The 16,767-nt window shown below is 60.6% G+C and carries 15 protein-coding genes; 1 reads left to right on the plus strand and 14 read right to left on the minus strand.

All coding sequences use genetic code 11. The features are described from left to right. Positions 1 to 3: 3 nt before the first annotated feature. The 14 genes from BMG03_RS12585 to BMG03_RS12650 form a co-directional block, all read right to left on the minus strand. Positions 4 to 2,031, minus strand: coding sequence for a hydantoinase/oxoprolinase family protein (locus BMG03_RS12585; protein ID WP_075777473.1), 2,028 nt, complete (start codon positions 2,029 to 2,031; stop codon positions 4 to 6). A gap of 139 nt (positions 2,032 to 2,170) precedes the next feature. After that, on the minus strand, positions 2,171 to 3,130 hold the full coding sequence (locus tag BMG03_RS12590; protein ID WP_075777472.1) for an AraC-like ligand-binding domain-containing protein: 960 nt from the start codon (positions 3,128 to 3,130) through the stop codon (positions 2,171 to 2,173). A 234-nt stretch (positions 3,131 to 3,364) separates the two neighbouring features. Further along, entirely contained in the window at positions 3,365 to 4,354 is a 990-nt protein-coding gene (locus BMG03_RS12595; protein WP_075777471.1) for an asparaginase, read from the minus strand. 10 nt (positions 4,355 to 4,364) lie between these two features. Further along, the gene (locus BMG03_RS12600) at positions 4,365 to 5,492 is read right to left on the minus strand and encodes an ABC transporter substrate-binding protein (RefSeq protein ID WP_244270948.1); all 1,128 of its coding nucleotides are present in this window, start codon (positions 5,490 to 5,492) and stop codon (positions 4,365 to 4,367) included. A gap of 92 nt (positions 5,493 to 5,584) precedes the next feature. Next, entirely contained in the window at positions 5,585 to 6,574 is a 990-nt protein-coding gene (locus BMG03_RS12605; protein WP_075777469.1) for a CobW family GTP-binding protein, read from the minus strand. Beyond that, positions 6,571 to 6,894 carry a hypothetical protein gene (locus BMG03_RS12610; RefSeq protein WP_075777468.1) on the minus strand — a complete coding sequence of 108 codons (324 nt, stop codon included), beginning with the start codon at positions 6,892 to 6,894 and terminating at the stop codon, positions 6,571 to 6,573. The genes BMG03_RS12605 and BMG03_RS12610 overlap by 4 nt, the downstream gene beginning before the upstream one ends. Positions 6,895 to 6,964: 70 nt before the next feature. Further along, positions 6,965 to 7,843: a polysaccharide deacetylase family protein gene (locus BMG03_RS12615; RefSeq protein ID WP_075777467.1), complete on the minus strand. Its 879-nt coding sequence runs from the start codon at positions 7,841 to 7,843 to the stop codon at positions 6,965 to 6,967. A 19-nt stretch (positions 7,844 to 7,862) separates the two neighbouring features. After that, positions 7,863 to 8,930, minus strand: a complete 1,068-nt coding sequence (locus BMG03_RS12620) for an ABC transporter ATP-binding protein (RefSeq protein WP_075777466.1) — start codon at positions 8,928 to 8,930, stop codon at positions 7,863 to 7,865. Positions 8,931 to 9,004: 74 nt separating this feature from the next. Next, positions 9,005 to 10,222 carry an ABC transporter substrate-binding protein gene (locus BMG03_RS12625; RefSeq protein ID WP_075777465.1) on the minus strand — a complete coding sequence of 406 codons (1,218 nt, stop codon included), beginning with the start codon at positions 10,220 to 10,222 and terminating at the stop codon, positions 9,005 to 9,007. 32 nt (positions 10,223 to 10,254) lie between these two features. Next, complete coding sequence (locus tag BMG03_RS12630; protein WP_075777464.1) at positions 10,255 to 11,007, minus strand: SDR family NAD(P)-dependent oxidoreductase; 753 nt, start codon at positions 11,005 to 11,007, stop codon at positions 10,255 to 10,257. 8 nt (positions 11,008 to 11,015) lie between these two features. Continuing rightward, positions 11,016 to 11,744, minus strand: a complete 729-nt coding sequence (locus BMG03_RS12635; protein ID WP_075777463.1) for an SDR family NAD(P)-dependent oxidoreductase — start codon at positions 11,742 to 11,744, stop codon at positions 11,016 to 11,018. Next, on the minus strand, positions 11,741 to 12,586 hold the full coding sequence (locus BMG03_RS12640; RefSeq protein ID WP_075777462.1) for an ABC transporter permease: 846 nt from the start codon (positions 12,584 to 12,586) through the stop codon (positions 11,741 to 11,743). The genes BMG03_RS12635 and BMG03_RS12640 overlap by 4 nt, the downstream gene beginning before the upstream one ends. Before the next feature lie 2 nt (positions 12,587 to 12,588). Further along, positions 12,589 to 13,521 (minus strand): ABC transporter permease, encoded by a 933-nt coding sequence (locus BMG03_RS12645; RefSeq protein WP_208858021.1) that lies wholly within the window; start codon positions 13,519 to 13,521, stop codon positions 12,589 to 12,591. Further along, positions 13,521 to 14,591, minus strand: coding sequence for an ABC transporter ATP-binding protein (locus BMG03_RS12650; RefSeq protein ID WP_244270949.1), 1,071 nt, complete (start codon positions 14,589 to 14,591; stop codon positions 13,521 to 13,523). Before BMG03_RS12650 ends, BMG03_RS12645 begins: the two co-directional genes overlap by 1 nt. A gap of 297 nt (positions 14,592 to 14,888) precedes the next feature. Here BMG03_RS12650 and BMG03_RS12655 point away from each other — a divergent pair, with 297 nt between their 5' ends. Further along, on the plus strand, positions 14,889 to 15,887 hold the full coding sequence (locus BMG03_RS12655; protein ID WP_075777481.1) for a GntR family transcriptional regulator: 999 nt from the start codon (positions 14,889 to 14,891) through the stop codon (positions 15,885 to 15,887). The last annotated feature ends 880 nt before the right edge of the window (positions 15,888 to 16,767 follow it).

A 16,767-nucleotide genomic window follows, 5' to 3' on the forward strand; every position in this document is an offset into this window, starting at 1 on the left:
GGGTTAAGCCTTCGTGTGAATTAGAATGTTCATGTAGGCGTCCACCTCGGCGTTCATGCTTGGCGGCACTACGATAGTCGAGTCGAACTGCTCGACGATTGCCGGCCCCGAAAAGGCCGCCCCTGCGCTCAGGCGATCACGGTCGTAGATGGCTGCGTCATGCGCCTTGCCATCGAACCACACCTTGCGATGGCCAATGGGCTCCGGCGTACCAGGGCGCACCTCGTTCTTCGCCGGCTCCGCCTTGGGAACGATCCCAACCGCCTTGACGGCGACGCGAAACAACGAGACGGGCGACGTTTTCAGAGCGTAGTTGTATTCGCGCTCATGCGCCTCGTGGAACGCCGCGATCAGCGCCTCTATATCGGTGATCCGGGGCGGCGCCGACACCTCGAGCGAGCGCCACTGCCCTTGGTACATCATCTCGACAGAACGCTGCAGCATCATGTCCTTTTCAGCCACACCCTCGCGCTTGAGCTGGGCGCGCGCCTCGTCCTCGATGCGTTGGAAGGCGGTCTCCAGGTCGGCCGGCTCGGTCTCGGCCGCGGCCCCCATGAAACTGTCCGAGAAATCGTGTTGGATGTCGACAAGCAAACAGCCGAGCGCCGATGTCACACCCGGATTGGGGGGCACGATCACCGTCGGAATCGACAATTCGCGGGCCACCGCCGCACCATGCAATGCCCCGGCCCCTCCGAAAGCACACAGCGCGAAGTCTCGCGGGTCGTAACCGCGCGAGATAGACAGCAGCCGGACCGCGTTCGCCATGTTAGCGTTGGCCACACGCACGATCGCCTCGGCGGCCTCGTGAAGCTCCATCTCGAAAGGCGCGCCCACAGTGCTGCGCACCGCAGCTTCAGCGAGCGCAAAATCAAGGGTGATCTTGCCACCAGCAAGCGTGCTGCCGAGCCGTCCAAGCACCACATTCGCATCCGTGTTAGTCGCAGTGGTATTGCCGTTCTTGTAGCAGGCAGGCCCCGGATCAGCGCCAGCCGATTGCGGCCCGTTGCGCAGCGACCCGCCCTCGTCCTTCCAGGCAAGAGACCCGCCACCAGCCCCAATTGTGAGCACCTCGATGGAAGGAAAGCGGATCGGGAAGCCGTATTCGATATACCAATCCTTGGTGATCCGAGACTCGCCCTGGTAAGAGACCGACACATCGGTAGACGTGCCCCCCATGTCGAAGCCAATGGTGTTGGGGAACCCGCAGAGATTGCCAATGAAACGGCTGGCGATCGCGCCCGCCGCGATGCCCGAACCGGCGAGCCGCGCCGCGAAGTCGCGCACCGCGCGCGTCGTCATCACACCGCCGCCCGTGTGCAGCAACAACAGCTCGCGCGCGTAACCGCCATCTGCCAATTTATCCGCGAGCCGCGAGACGTAGTCGACCACCACTGGCGACACCACCGCATTGGCCATCGTAGTCGAGAACCGCTCATGCTCGAAAATCTCGGGCATGATCTGCGAAGAGATCGAGACGGGCACATCCGGCATCACCTCCTTGAGGATGTCGTGCATGCGCTGTTCGTTGGTACCGTTGACGTAGGAGTTCATAAAGCAGACCGCGATCGCCGCCACGCCGCGCTTTTTCAACACCTCGGCCACCAGATAGGCGTCCTCCTCGTTCAACGCGCTCAGGATCTCGCCCTCGGCGCTGACCCGTTCGCGCACGGTCAGTCGGTCGCGGCGCGGGATATACGGCTTGGCCACGTCTTTGTAGGTGTCCCACAAGTCTTCCTTGTTGGCGCGCCGTATTTCGACGACATCTCTGAAACCCTCGGTGCAGACCATCGCAGCCCGCGGAAGATTGCGAGTTATCAGCGCATTCGTCGCAACAGTAGTGCCATGCGAGAACATCGAGACATCCGAGAGGTCAATGCGACCCTGCTCGATCCCGTTAATGATCGCTCGCATCGGATCATCGGGGGTGGAGGCGGTCTTCTCAATACGAATCCGGCCTGTCGCCTCGTCCATGATACAGATGTCAGTAAAGGTGCCGCCAACGTCGACGGCGACTCGGGTGTTAGCCATTCTGGTTCCTCCAGGTTTGAGCGGACACGATGGGCCCGTCTGCCGAAGAGGAGTCCTCGGCAGCTTCTTGCTTCATTGACTGGACGTCTTGGTCTACGGGAGAGCGGGCCGGCTCAAGCCGGCACGGCTCGCGCGGCCATTACATTGCCCTGCGGAGGCGTCCCGCCTCCTTACGCGTTTCCGTCGGCGTGCATCCGAACTTCGCCTTGTAATGCCTTGAAAACTGGGCCTGGTCGGCAAAACCCCAGCGATATGCGATCTCGGCGACGGTTGCGCCCGCTCCCTGGGCGCGCAGCTCTTCCGAGCAACGGGTCAGGCGGCGGTCGCGGATATAGCCGTTGACGGATGGGCCCGCGTCAGAAAAGAGTTGTTGCAGGTAGCGCAAAGAGATTCCGCAGGCCCGCGCAACGCTTTGCGGGGACAGGTTCGGATCCTTCAGGTTTTCGCGGATGAACTGCTCGGCTCGGTAAAGATGCGCGGCCCGCACCGTCGATGTAGTGCTGTCGAGTACGCGCTCGTCACTGCGTATCGCAAGACAAAGCATTTCCAGCAGATGGCTTCCGGCCGTCTCGCGCGCCGAATAGTCGAGTTGCTCAATATGGGAAATGGCGGCTCGCATGCTGCTAAGGAAATAGCCGGCCACGCCATGCCGCCCGTCGAAGATAAGCCCGCCCAGCCGCTCGGAGGGGCCGATCCGCGCGCGCACGTTGGCTGAAGGCACCTTCAGCACCCACTGGATATTGCGGCGCGCATGCCAGTATTCATACGGCGCGTCACTGCGCTCGACGATGAAGCTGCCCGGCTTGCAGCAGGTCCGCCTTTGGTTCTGCGAATACTGCACTTCATCGTTTTCCGGGATAGCAATCAGGAGCGAGCTTTCGGTCTCGTTCAGGAAGTGATGACGCTTGCGCTGGTAGAGAACCCCGTCACAATCTATCCGGGACAGCCCGATCACGCCCAGCGACCATTGCTGCATCTCGCCACGGAACGCTTGGCGATCAAGGCATTCCGTGTCGAGGGGGAAATAGGCCTCGGACACCATCTTCTGCCATTTATCGCGTCCGCCCGGCGTGGCGGACCCTCCACTACTGATGATCATTTTCCGTCTCTCGTGCCTCTGGATTGAAGGGCCCGACACGTCCCTTAAAGACAGGATAGTGACAGGGCGCGCAGGCGTTCTTGCCGATTTGCGCATAAATTCTTGCAATCCTGCGGCACGTAATCACAGCGCTCCCTTTAGCCAGCGCCCGGGCCACGCATTTGCACGCTGGTCAAGCGGCGCCCGACCGAACGCCCGACGCTCCAAGCTGGTCTCAGTTGGCAGCACCGCCGTTCAGACGAGACTACCCGCCCCTTCGAAAGCCGCGCGGATCTCGGCATCACCGGCACCGCCCCCGAGCAATGCGCTCAACAGTAAGCGCGCCTTGATGGGCGAGAGACTTCCTGCAAAGATTACGCCGGCTTCCTGCAATGTCCGCCCGCCCGAATCTTTACCGTAAACGGGCAGTGTCCGGCCTTCGGCGCAGCGCGAGGCGACAACAACGGGCACACCGGCCTCCGTCAGACGCGCGATACGTTCAGCGAAACCGCTCGGGGCATTCCCCCTGCCAAAAGCGGACAGCACAACGCCAGACTTGCCCGCCGACGCGCAGTAATCGAGGTAATCCGGCGTGCTGCCGAGTCCCAAAAGAATTAGCTCGACCCCTGGATCGAGCCTCGGCGCCTCGACATGGGACCGGGCCAGCGAACGGCGATAAAGATATACAGCACCGTCATCAACCTCGCCCAGCTTGCCCAAGCCGGGCGAGCGGAAAGTATCGACACGCGAGCTGTGCGCCTTCGTCACCTCGCGGGCGGCGTGAAGATCCCCCTCGAAAAGGATAACCGCACCCTGCCCTCGCAGCCCCTCCGAGGCTGCACAGCGGATGGCATCCGCAATGTTACGCGGCCCATCAGTATCGGGCGCGCCCGCATGGCGCTGAGCGCCGGTAAAGACCACAGGCTTGTCCGAACGGACCAGGAGATCGGCGAGAAACGCGCTTTCTTCCATGGTGTCAGTACCGTGCGTGACCACGACCCCGTCCACGGCATCGTCGGCAAGCACCTCGCCAATCCGGGTGCACAGACGATGCACAGTTTCCAGGTCCAACGCATAGCTGCCGACTGCCTCGAAATCCTCGACCTGCACAGTGATCCCATCAGGCCGTTCATGCAGGCTATCCAGCAGCCGATGCGCGGCGACGTTGGCATTCACCGGCCCACCTGCGCGCTCGGCAGTTGAAGCGATTGTGCCCCCGGTCGCGATAAGTGTGACGTTCTTCATGGCAACATCCTCAATTCGCGGAAACGCTACGCGGACAGTCCGCCCGCCGGCGCGCGCGGCGCGCCTCCGCCAGTTCGATTATTTTGTTCCAGCGGCGCACCAGGAAGTTGTGCTCGTCCATGGCGCTATTCCAGACCGCGATATGCTTAGCGCGCGCCCGGTAGGAGCCGCCCGAGCGGACATCGCCCGCGCGGATCGCCTCCCGCCCGTGAGGATCGGGCAGATTGCGCGCGGCGGGCTTGCCCTCGTACCAGTAATCCCACTCGTCCGAATCCAGTACCGCGCGCACGCGTTCAGGGACAGACATGTAATAGCCCTGCCGCGCCATGCATGCCCCCGCCCAGCCGTCGAGGAACCAGTTGAACCAAGCATAGGCCATGTCCAGCCGTTTCCCCTGCAAATGCTGCGCCAGACAAAGCCCGCCATGCCAGGCGCGGTAACCCTCGGTCGGGGACGCCTGGCGCACCTTCATGCCGCGCGCTTTCATTGCCACCACAGAGGGCGACCAGATTGACGAAATGCACAGGTCACCATCCGAGAACCGGTCAACGGGTTCCGACGCTCGCCGCCAGAACGGGGCGAAATGCCCAGAATTGACCAGCTCCACTGCGTGGCCATACATCTCATCAATTTCTTCTACCGTCATGTTGCCCAGGTCGCGCACCTCCATGCGGCCAGCTGCAACAAGCGCCATAGTCAGGTCGAACGCCCCGATCGCGGGTTCATCCACCAATGCGACGCGCCCTTGCCAACGCGGGTTGAGCAATTCGGACCAGCTGACGACGTCGCGATCCACGTCCAGCGCCGCCTCACCCTGATTGATGGCGAAACTGTCGAAGTTGTAGACCGTAGGTAGCATCGAGATCCGCCCCGTCGGGTTCGCCGACAAGGTGGAGTCGGGTTGCACATATAGACGGCTGGCGGGTGTGTCGCCTAAACCGCCGCCCGTCCCGTTGGCGCCAACACAACGAGCAAGATCGCTCATCTCCTCCCAAGCGTCGATCCGGGAAATCTCGATCGGTTGAATCGCGCGCCAGTGCCAGACGATATCGAGGTTGTGAAAGCACTGGTCATACACATCATAGGAATCTGATCGCATCGCCGCCGTTCGCTGGGCGGTCACGAAGTCCTGTTCCATGAATTCTATCGGAAAGCCGAGGTCGGCCTCAGCACGTTCCTTCAGAAGCCGCCAAGGCAGAATCTCAGTGCACAGGATTCGTAACGGTTCCATCAGGCTACGGCTTTCACACTCTTCAAACGCATGAAAGCCGCAAATGAACGACGGATGCGTTCGGGATCAAGCCCCTCGAGGATAAAAACCATCCGCGAAACCCGCGCACCCTCCGGCCAGTGTTCCATATGGACCGGCGCATGAACCAGGTGCTGCACCCCGTGAACTGCCACCGGTCGCTCCTCGCCGGCGATGGCCAGAATCCCCTTAAACCGGAATATGCGGTCACCATAGCGGTGCAACAAAAGCGTGAGCCAGATGCCAAAATCGGTCCAGTCCACGTTTTCCTCGACGGTCAAGGAAAACGTCACGACACCCAGGTCTTCATTTAGGTCGTGATCATGGTGGTGATGATGCCCGTCGATTTTCTCCGCCTCCGGCAGCGGCGGCACGCCGGGATCGAGATCGCGGACTATCGCATCCGCTGCGTCCATGTTGGTTAGCACCCGCGCCGAGGGATTCAACCGCGAGAGCGTCGCCCGCAGCGCAGCGATCTCTCCATCCTCTGCCAGATCCGTCTTAGTCAGAACAATCCGGTCGGCTGCCGCGATCTGGCGCACGGCCTCGGCTCGATGCTCGACCTGGCGTGTCGCATTGACGGCATCGACCGTAGTCAGAACGCCTCCGTTATCGAAGTGGCTGCGCAGCACGGGATGTGCGCGCAGCGTCTGAAGCACCGGGTAGGGATCAGCCAGCCCGGTCGTCTCGATCACGACACGGTCGAAGTCGATCTCGCCCCGCGTCAGTAGGCTGTGAAGGTTCATCAATGCGTCGGCTACCTCACCGCGCACGGTGCAGCAGATGCAGCCGGATTTCATAAGCACGACATTGTCGTCGATACGGTCCAGCAAATGGTGATCCAGCCCCACCTCGCCGAATTCGTTTATCAGCACCGCAGCGCGGGCCATTCCCGGATCGGTCAAGAGACGCTGCAGGAGCGTGGTTTTCCCGGATCCCAGGAAGCCGGTGAGCAGCGTAACCGGAATCATTGTCCGCCCACCCAATCGATGAGCGCATCATCAAGCGGATCGATCTCGCGCCCCGCGAGAGCCTCGGCCTCGGGCCAGAGGTGAGAGAAGGATTCGAAGACCGAGGATGCTCCGGTGGCGTTCGAAACGACGTATGACGTGCCTTGCCACTCAGCCAGCTTTACCCTCCGGTAGGACAACACGCGATTGGCCGCCGCGACCCGCCGCGCGCTTTCGACCCGCCGCGAGCGGCGGTCGGTGTTGCGGGTGAAGACGCCTGGACGGTCCACCGCATGGGTCCAGTGGTCGTCGCACCCCAGTATTCCGCACAGCGAGCACATGATCGGTTCTGCCTTTGTTGTTTGTGAGGGGCCGCCCGATCGAGGGCGACCCGATGATTGATCCGCGTGATCAGCCTCGCGGGAAGCGCTTGTCGTAGTCGTCCGCCATTTCATTCATCGTAACGAAGCGCACGCCTTCATGCGACTTAATGTGCGCAATCAAGCGCTCGAGCATCATCAGCACCTGCGGGCGGCCCGACACGTCGGGGTGGATAGTGATCGGGAAGACCGCGTAATCCATATTTCGGTAAACCCAATCAAACTGGTCGCGCCACATCTGCTCAATGTCGCGCGGGTTCACGAAACCATGGCTGTTGGGCGACTTCTTGATGAACATCATCGGCGGCAGATCGTCGAGATACCAGTTCGCCGGGATCTCAATGAGGTCCGTCTCCTCGCCGCGTACCAGCGGCTTCATCCAGTCCTCGGGCTTGGCGGAATAGTCAATTTTCGTCCACTTGTCGCCAACGCGCACCCGGTAGGGAGTGAAGTCGTTGTGCATCAGCGAGTGGTCGTACTTAATACCCTTTTTGAGTAGCAGCTCGTTCGTGACGTTGGAGAACTCCCACCACGGGGCGACATAGCCGGTGGGGCGCTTACCCGAGATTTTGGTGACCAGTTCAATCCCCTTATCGAGCACCGCCTCTTCCTGCTCCCGCGTCATCGCGATCGGGTTTTCATGACTATAGCCATGAATCCCAATTTCGTGGCCACGCTTTGCGACATCGTGCATCTGCTCGGGGAAGGTTTCGGCGGAGTGGCCCGGAATGAACCAAGTGGTTTTCAGTCCCGTTTTGTCGAAGAGGTCGAGAAGCCGCGGCGAGCCGACCTCGCCTGCGAAAAGACCACGCGAGATGTCGTCGGGGCTGTCCTCCCCGCCATATGAGCCAAGCCAGCCCGCAACCGCGTCCACGTCGATGCCGAAGCCGACCAGAATATCCTTTGCCATGTTTAGTCTCCTTGTTGGATCAGTTATGGATCAGCGTGACCGACGTGGGGTCGATCCCCAAGGTCACGGGTGAACCGGGCGAATAGCTGTGCGCCTCAAGCGCGCCGACATGGGTTTCCGCGTCAATCTCGCGACCGTCGCTGAGCTTGACCCTGAGATACCCGATGGAGCCGACGAGCTGCTTGGCGGTCACGGTGCCTTCAAGCCTGATCTCGCCGGGCGTATTACGCAGGCCGAGGTTGAAGGCTTCAGCGGGGATCACCGCAAGGTTGGCGCCGGCTGCGCCGACTCCCGAAATAGGGCCATATGGCGTTTCAATCAGCCGCAATCCTTGGTCGCCGCCCTGCGCGGGCTTGCCTTCGATGATCGTGTTCGAGCCGATGAATTCGGCCACGAAGGGCGTCGCCGGGCGCGTGTAAAGCTCTTTCGGCGCCGAGATTTGCTCGACCACGCCGTTCGACATGACCACGACGCGGTCCGACAGGCCCAGTGCCTCCGATTGCGCGTGGGTTACAAAGACGAAGGTGATCCCCAGATCGCGCTGAAGCAATTTCAGCTCGTTCTGGATGATGCGCCGCAGGTTGGCGTCCAGCGCCCCTAACGGTTCGTCGAGCAGCAGGATCTCTGGTTCGACCACAAGGCCGCGGGCAAGCGCAATTCGCTGGCGCTGCCCGCCGGAAAGCTTGTCGGCCTTGCGGTCCGCGAATTCGGTCAGATCGAACATGTCGAGGATTCGATCAACCTTGCGATCCTTCTCGGACTTCGGCACGCCCTTGATGTCCAGCCCGAAGGCGATGTTCTGGCGAACCGTCATGTGCGGGAACAGCGCGTAGTTTTGGAAAATCATGGATGTCGGGCGCTTTTCCGGCGGCGTGTGCGAGATGTTCTGCCCCATGATGAAGATTTCGCCGTTCGTGATCTCCTCGAAGCCGGCAATCATCCGCAAAGTGGTAGACTTTCCGCAGCCCGATGGCCCAAGGAAGGCCACGAATTCACCCTTCTCGACTTTGAGGTCGAAATCCGACACGGCGACCGTGCCGTCGGGGTAGGTCTTGCCGACCGATTTAAGTTCAAGATCGTAGAGCATTTCCACCTTGCCTCGGGAATTGGTTCATAGTGCGCCGGGCGCACAGCCGCTCCGCTGCACGCCCGGGCCTTGGATCAGGCGTTAAGGAACTCGTCCCAGCGCTGGATCAGGTGGTCATACTCATCGGGCCACTGATGCCAGTAGGCGACGTTCGCAGCACGCTCCTCAAGCGATCCGCCATCACGCAGGTCGCCAGGGTTGATGCCGCGCTCCGGTTCACCTTCCCACGGCTGTCCCTCGTACCAGAAGGCGTATTTCTTCGGATCCATCACCTTTTTGATGTTGGTCGAAGGCGAATAGTAGCCCTGCTCAGTCACGGTGATGCCTGGTTCACCGGACAGCCAGAAATTCGCATAGGCGATCACCGCTTCGCGGTTCGGCGTGCCCTTGAGCATCGACGGACCGATAGCCCAGGCGCGATAGCCCTCTTTCGGACGCGCATATTTCGCGGGCTTGCCCTGCGCCTTGACGGCCATGACTGCGGGCTGCCAAGCGTCACACACAACCATCTCGCCCGAGGCCATGAGGTTCACCAGTTCACCGAAATCACCCCAAAGCGCACGGAATTGACCGCCTTTCTTCTTTGAGATCAAAAATTTGGTCGCTTCGTCGATGTCCGAGACGCTGGGATTGCCCGGGTTTTCAACCTCCAGCATGCCCAAGGAATTCATAGCGAGGATGGCTTGCCCAAATGCGATCAGCGGGTCGACGTTGAGGCCCGATTTACCCCGCCACTTGTCGTCGAAGATCGCGGTCCAAGTATTGGCTTCCTCGTCCGTCAGAACATCGGGGTTATAGCCGATGGAGTCGTAGTTGTAGACCGCTGGAACCATGTAAAGCTCGGTCTGCGCATCATCCGCCCAAATCTGCCCGACGATCTGGGACCGCCGTTCCCATTTGGGGTTCACCTTAGTGAAGGTGTCGCGGATGTTGGCCCAGTTCGGAACCGCCGAAACTGGAATGGTCTCGACATTGTCAGTAGCGATCAGCGCGGGCAGACGCTCGGCGATGATTTCCCAGGTGTCGAAGTCCGACGCGCCCGAAAGAATCTTGGTCTGCGAATCCGGGAAGGTCGCCGGTGTGCCGGAGACCGAGCCGACGCCGCTTGCTTTCTGGAATTTCTCGAGGATGCGATCCTGCACCGTGGTCGAAAGGCCGGTCGTTCGAAGTGCCTGATTAGACAAATCCTGTGCCTGAGCCCAGCGGGTCCATGGGTGCATACCCGACCCCAGCGCTGCCGCGCCGAGCGCGGCGGTGCCTTTCATGAAGGTCCGACGGTTCGTTGACGTCATGATTAAAACTCCCTGATTTAGTTGGTTAGTATTCAGTAGCGGCCCGGCAATAAGCCGCCATCAACCGCAACCACCTGCCCTGTCAGGTAGGAGGCTTCGGAAGATGCAAGAAAACCGATGACGCTCGCGATTTCTTCTGGTTCGCCCAATCTGCCCATCGGAATGTAGGGCGACGCTATCTCATCCGCGTTCGGCCCAAGACTGTTCTTTTCGCTCAGAAGCTGAGCGGTGCGCGTATAGCCAGGCGCAACGCCGTTCACCCGGATACCACGCTTGGCGATCTCCACGGCCAGGCCCCGCACAAGCCCCACAACCCCGGCCTTCGCGGAGGAGTAGTGGACGTGCTCGTCCCAGCCATACGCCACGCCCATAATGGAGCTGAGACAGATGATGGCGCCTCCCTCCTTCATTACCGGCAATGAAGGGCGGATGACCCGCAACATGCCCTTCAGATCAATGTCGAAGGTCATATCCCACTTCTCGTCAGTCATCTCGGCGATTGGGACGCGGTGGGCGATCCCTGCATTCGCCACGATCACGTCGATGCGACCATGGCGCTCGGCAACATCCGCCACGAGAGCATCCGCGGCCGCGGTATCGCGCACGTCAAGCGGCATGAATTCGGCGCTACCGCCAGCGTTGACGATTTCTGCGGCGGTAGCCGCGCCCTCGTCGGTCAGCACGTCGGTGACGACGACGTGATCGCCCTGCGCGGCAAATTTCTTGGCGGAGGCTCGGCCGATCCCGATCCCAGCGCCCGTCAAAATTACAACTCTTCTGTCCATATCGTCCCTCACAGCATCACGTCCCCAGAATTCGGCCCCAGCGTCTGACCCACGAATAGTGCGGCATCATCCGAACAAAGAAAGGACACCACGCCACCGATCTCTGCGGGTTCGCCGAACCGTCCCAGTGGGAGCTCGGCCCGCTTGGCGCTTTTCCAGTCTTCCGACAGCCCCTCGACCAGTGGCGTATTAATTGGACCAGGCGCGATAGCATTAACCCGCACCCCCCGCGCCGACACTTCGCGCGCCAGAGATTTCGTCATTCCGATGATCGCGGCCTTAGCGCCCGAATAATGGGCCAGCTCCACACCGCCGATCTGGCCGAGCTGGGACGCCACGTTGACGATGATCCCCTCGCCGGCCTTGAGCATTGCAGGCAGGGCGGCACGGGTCACCAGATAGGTTCCGCGGACATGCACCGCGAACATGCGGTCGAACTCAGCTGGCAGAATATCGACGAACGGCGCCTGATGCCCGAACCCCGCATTGTTCACTACGATGCCCGGCGCTCCCATTTCCTTCCTCACGCGGTGCATCATCGCATCGACCGCGGCCTCGTCGCTGACATCGGCTGCGAAGGCATTCGCTTGGCCGCCTGCGGCCCGGATTCCGGCGGTCACCTTTTCGGCGGCCTCAAGGTGAAGGTCGTTAACAGCGACCCGGTAGCCGTCGCGCGCCAGCCGTTCAGCAATCGCCGCGCCGATGCCGGAGCCGGCGCCTGTCACCAAGGCAATCATGCTTCCTCCTGGCCGGCAAAGCGGCTTTTCGAACGCGCAGTGAAGCGTTTCATCAGCAGACCGTAGATCACCAGCAGAGTGAAACTGAACAGCGTAGTTAGCACGCCGAACGCGAACACATTGGGGTAAATCTCGACGGAGAAGGTGCCATAGATCGAAAGCGGCAGCGTCAGATCGGCACCGGCGGTAAACAGCGTGCGAGAAAACTCGTCATAGCTTAGCGTGAAGCTAAACAGCATGGCCGAGAGCACCCCAGGAAAGATCAGCGGGAATGTCACGCGCCGGAAAGTCTGCGCCGGGCTGACGCCGAGCGAGAGCGAAGCTTCCTCGACCGATCGGTCGAAGCGGTTGAAGATGGCGAGCATCACGAGGAATGCGAAGGGAAAGGTATAGACAACATGCAGCACGAAAGAGGTGCTCCACCAAGCCCTGCCGATGTCCAGGAAGTTCGACAGTAGCGCCACTCCAAGCCCAACCAAAACACCCGGGACCATCATGCCCAAGATGATAAGGTAGAAGATCGGCCCGGCCCCCTTGAAACGGGTGCGGAAGGCTTCTGCGCTCATCGTACCCAAAGTGACCGACACGACCGTAGTCATGAAAGCCAGCACCAGCGACCGCACCAGGCTCGCGCCCACCGGAAGCTGCGACACGCGTGAGGTTTCGGCCAGGCCGAGAAGATGCTTGTACCAGTAGATCGACCACTCTTGGATCGGGAACTGAGGGCCCCCGCCCTCTCCCTGGAAACTAAGAATGGCAAGGATGATCATCGGCCCGTAAAGGAACAGCAGGAACAGAGCGGTGTAGAGCACCAGCACGGGGCGGAGCAGACGGACTTCCACGATTACATCTCCTTCCGGAGGTCAACGACGCGCAAGGCGAGCGCAATGACCGCAGTGATGATGATTGTCAGCACCACGCCTGCGACGGCGGCGAAGGCCCATTTGAGCGATCCGACTTGGCTGACGATGATGTTGCCCAGAAGATTGACCTTCCGACCCGACAGGGATGCTGCGGTAGCGAACTCACCCAAGACCATGACCGAAACGAAGATCGTGCCCACGATCACGCCTGGAAGGGACAGGGGCAGAACGATGCGCCGGAAGATCGTCCCGAATGACGCGCCAAGATCGCGCGCGGCCTCGATCACCGACTCGTCTATGCGGGCTATCATGAACGTGATTGGACCAACCATGAACACGCAGTAGATCTGCGTCATGCCCACGATGACCGAGAACTCCGAGAAGAGCAGGAAACTCAGAGGCTCGGATATGATGCCGAGCTTCATCAGAATGATGTTGATCGCCCCTTCTGTGCCGAGCATCGGGCGCCACGCGATCACGCGGATCAGAAACGATGTCCAAAAGGGGATCACGCAAGCCACCAGAAGGGCTGTCTGGAGCGTCCTGTTCTTGACGAAGAGACCGATGAAAAGCGCGACCGGGTAGCCCACGATCAGCGTCGCGAGAAGCACGATGACCCAGACCCTGAGCGTAGTGCCGATTGCTGTCAGGTAGGTGGAAGAACTCAGGAAACGTTCCCAGCTTGCGGTGGTCAGCTCGGGCTTCACCGCGAAGGTGGTCTGCGTCCAGAAGGACACGTAAATCACCATCCCCAACGGCAGCAGCATGAAAAGCAGCATCCAAAGCACGCCAGGGGTCAAAAGCAGGAAGGCCCGGCGCCGATCCTTGGTCTCTCGCATGACGGCAGGGCTGACGGCTGACGCATCAGCGCCAAAGACTGGCGTACTAAGCGTTTCTTTGCTGGTCGTTTTCATCAAGCGGCTCCCTTGAACAGCACCGCAGAGTCCGGCGAGAAGAACAGCGCGTAGCTCTTGCCCTCCTCGAGCTGCGGCAGGCGCGGATCGCTCAGGTGGTCCACCACCTGGATCAGCTCCCCGTCGGGTGTGCGGAAGAACGAAAGCGCCGTGGGACCGTTGAACTCACCGGTCACATAGGTCGCTTCGAAATGATCATGTCCGGCCGGAACGTCTGACGGCGCGCAAACACCGATATCGTCGAACCGGACGGCAAGTTGAACCGGCGTGTCGTCGGCCACCTTCTCGCCGATCGGCAGTAGCCCGACCGAGGTGCGCAGAGCGCCGTTTTCCACTACGCCTGACAGTAGGTTCCAGGCATTGAGGTGGCGTGCCGAGGCCGGATTTTTCGGCTGCGTGAAAAGCGAGCGGGAATTATCGACCTGTGCGATCCGGCCCTCGGCCAGAACTGCAACCGTGTCCCCCATGGTCAACGCTTCGGTCTCGGAACCGGTGACGTGAAGAAAACTAACCTTCAGCCGCTCCCGGATGGCTCGCAGTTCATCGCACATGCGCGCTCGGAGATTGGCATCCAGCGCGCCGAGCGGCTCATCGAGCAGTACGATCTGCGGCTCGGTCACAAGTGTGCGGGCTAAGGCGACGCGCTGACGCTGGCCACCCGAAATTTCACCGACGCCGCGATGGCCAAAATCCTCGAGCCCGACCAGCTCCAGCGCATGCTGGGTTCTTTCCCGAATCTCGGCCTCGTTCTCGAGCCGGCCGACCTCGCGGTAGCGCAAGCCGAAGGCGACGTTCTCCGCCACGGAGAGATGAGAAAACAGTGCGAAGTTTTGGAAAACGAACCCAATGTCGCGAAGGTGCGGTGGTTTGCCGTCGAGCCGCTCACCATTGAGCAGCAACTCACCGCGATTGGGCTCCTCGAATCCAGCGATGAGGCGCAGCAACGTGGTCTTGCCCGCTCCCGACGCGCCCAGCAGCGACAGATAGGTGTCGTCCGGAACGCTCAGATCAAGGCCGTCCAGGGCCACTACATCCCCGTAAAGCCTGGTGACGCCATTTAGCTCAAGCAACTGCCCCTCCTCCGTTAATCGCTTTTTGCATGCAAACACCATTTTTTCACCCATGCAAGAAAAATTTGATTTGTGTATGCAACATGCATTTATCTTGCGCATTAGCTGGTGAAACTTGCCATAAGGTGCTTAATCGAACGGCAACACACGCATGGCCCCCGCTTTTTTCAGGCACAAAAGACCCGGAAGGCACTTGATCGCAGCGTCGTTTGCATACAACATTCAAACCTTGACCGGCGAAAAACGCGCTATGCTGGCGCCCTGAACACTATGCAGCGGCAGTGGGAGAACGATTCGATGACCCGGAAGGCGACCCTCGTGCGCGCGTCCGAGCCGCACCCGTCAACACTTTTCGAAGCGGCCGCTGACCTGATCCGTGCGAATATTTCCCACGGCAAACTCGCGCCCGGCGTCGTGCTTCAGGAAAGCGCATTGGCTGAACGGCTGTCGATGTCGCGCGCAACTGTGAAGCGCTCTCTGGCGCTTTTGGCAGAGGAGGGACTAATTAGGCGCTTCTCGGGCCGTGGATACCTTGTCGCAGGGTCGGACGAAACGCCCCGCCGACTCGATTTGCGCACTGTCGAATTGGACCTCGAATTACTTGACCAATCCGTCGGCCAGCCGAACTGGCAACGCATTCAGGACGTCGTGGAAAAGGAGCTTTCGCGCTGTCTTGTGTTCGGCCGCTACCGCGTGGTGGAGGCCCTTCTGGCACAGGAGTTCGATGTGAGCCGAACCGTGGTGCGAGATGTCCTTTCCCGCCTCCAGGAACGCGGCCTGGTCGAGAAAAGCGCAAGTTCCCGCTGGGTGGTGGAGCCGCTGACGGCCCAGCGGATTAAGAACAAGTTTGAACTCTGCATGATCCTGGAGGTCGCCGCTCTTCAATCCTCCGAGGTGGACGCCGAAGCGCTGGCGCAATTGGCGGACGAGATCAGGGCACTGCCGCAGGATGACCCGGTCAAACCGCGGACGTGGTTCGACCTGGATCATCGGTTCTTCCAGCTGGCAATCCTTTCTACCCCGAACCGCGACCTGGCGCATTACGTCAACAGAAACCGCAGCGGCCTTTGGGCGTTGCGCAGCGTGCTGTTCTCTATCGGTCTGCCGCCGGACCGACAATCGCTGATGGAGTTGTGCATGGTAATCGACCTGCTGCGCGCGGGGACCACCACCGCGGCGGCCAGCATGCTTTCGACGCATCTGGAAAACGCTCTGCGCCGAACCATTGCGCAGCTCAAGATCGTCTCGGTGATAAACCCGCCTGAAGATTTCGCACCCTATCTTGTTCCGACCTAAGGGGCTGCGCCCGCGCGACAGGGCACCGCCATGCGCGATGCCGCGCCAGAGTCGGAGGGCGCGCACTGCGCGCCGCGCGGCTCCCCTATCGCGAGCCTCGAAAAGCTTGACCGCATCAAACAGAGGCGGCATCAAGAAAGCACGCTCATTGGCGACATCTCGCGGCGACCGGATATCCGGAACAGCTGACTGGATGTTGTCGGAATGCCCGACCGGATGCGTCGGTGTGCGCAATGTAGCCCTTCAGCAACCGAGGATGCAGGAGCGAGGAGACGGCGTTCCTCCCCAAACTGCTGGGCTCTCACTGCAGACGTTTTAGGTGAAGCATTGCAAACCGCTCCGCTAAAGAGCAAAGAATCGAATGGTCCGACACCGAAATTAGAGCACACAGCCAGATCGACGCAGCCACGGGAGGGTCATCAGCAGGCCATGAACAGACATGCAGCCTTCCCCCCATTTTAGGGTAATCGGCCTCTATGTCTGGAAGCAGACTAAGGCTCAATATTGCGTGTCGTTTGACAGCCATCGCGTGGATGGGTTTCGGTGGAACGATCACTTCCATCAATAGCTCTCACGATTTGGCGGCCGATGAAGCGACTTGGGCGTGAGGTTGCAACCTTGTACCCCATCTCGGCAAGGTCGACCGCCGCCTTTAGACTCCCAGCAATGGCGATATCCATCCCTGCTTCTATCGCCTCTTCTGTGCTGATGCCTTCCGTACTCGGGATCGATCATGTCATCCGCCAAGTCGACGAAGACCTTCTGGGTCCCGCAAGGTGACTTGGGAATTCTTTTTCCCGAAGTTTTTTCTTCGTCCCCGAACAAAGTCGCCAACCTCCTTTGCGTAAGACGGGCAACTCAGGGCGCATCTCCATGACGC

It is taken from the genome of Thioclava nitratireducens, from assembly GCF_001940525.2.
GTDB lineage: Bacteria > Pseudomonadota > Alphaproteobacteria > Rhodobacterales > Rhodobacteraceae > Thioclava > Thioclava nitratireducens.

Excerpts from the sequence above, each read along its gene's own strand:
- BMG03_RS12595 (WP_075777471.1), bottom strand. The coding sequence starts at position 4,354 with ATGAAGAACGTCACACTTATCGCGACCGGGGGCACAATCGCTTCAACT.
- BMG03_RS12615 (WP_075777467.1), bottom strand. The coding sequence starts at position 7,843 with ATGGCAAAGGATATTCTGGTCGGCTTCGGCATCGACGTGGACGCGGTT.
- BMG03_RS12635 (WP_075777463.1), bottom strand. The coding sequence starts at position 11,744 with ATGATTGCCTTGGTGACAGGCGCCGGCTCCGGCATCGGCGCGGCGATT.
- BMG03_RS12645 (WP_208858021.1), bottom strand. The coding sequence starts at position 13,521 with ATGAAAACGACCAGCAAAGAAACGCTTAGTACGCCAGTCTTTGGCGCT.
- BMG03_RS12605 (WP_075777469.1), bottom strand. The coding sequence starts at position 6,574 with ATGATTCCGGTTACGCTGCTCACCGGCTTCCTGGGATCCGGGAAAACC.
- BMG03_RS12610 (WP_075777468.1), bottom strand. The coding sequence starts at position 6,894 with ATGTGCTCGCTGTGCGGAATACTGGGGTGCGACGACCACTGGACCCAT.
- BMG03_RS12630 (WP_075777464.1), bottom strand. The coding sequence starts at position 11,007 with ATGGACAGAAGAGTTGTAATTTTGACGGGCGCTGGGATCGGGATCGGC.
- BMG03_RS12620 (WP_075777466.1), bottom strand. The coding sequence starts at position 8,930 with ATGCTCTACGATCTTGAACTTAAATCGGTCGGCAAGACCTACCCCGAC.
- BMG03_RS12585 (WP_075777473.1), bottom strand. The coding sequence starts at position 2,031 with ATGGCTAACACCCGAGTCGCCGTCGACGTTGGCGGCACCTTTACTGAC.
- BMG03_RS12625 (WP_075777465.1), bottom strand. The coding sequence starts at position 10,222 with ATGACGTCAACGAACCGTCGGACCTTCATGAAAGGCACCGCCGCGCTC.
- BMG03_RS12590 (WP_075777472.1), bottom strand. The coding sequence starts at position 3,130 with ATGATCATCAGTAGTGGAGGGTCCGCCACGCCGGGCGGACGCGATAAA.
- BMG03_RS12655 (WP_075777481.1), top strand. The coding sequence starts at position 14,889 with ATGACCCGGAAGGCGACCCTCGTGCGCGCGTCCGAGCCGCACCCGTCA.
- BMG03_RS12600 (WP_244270948.1), bottom strand. The coding sequence starts at position 5,492 with ATGGAACAGGACTTCGTGACCGCCCAGCGAACGGCGGCGATGCGATCA.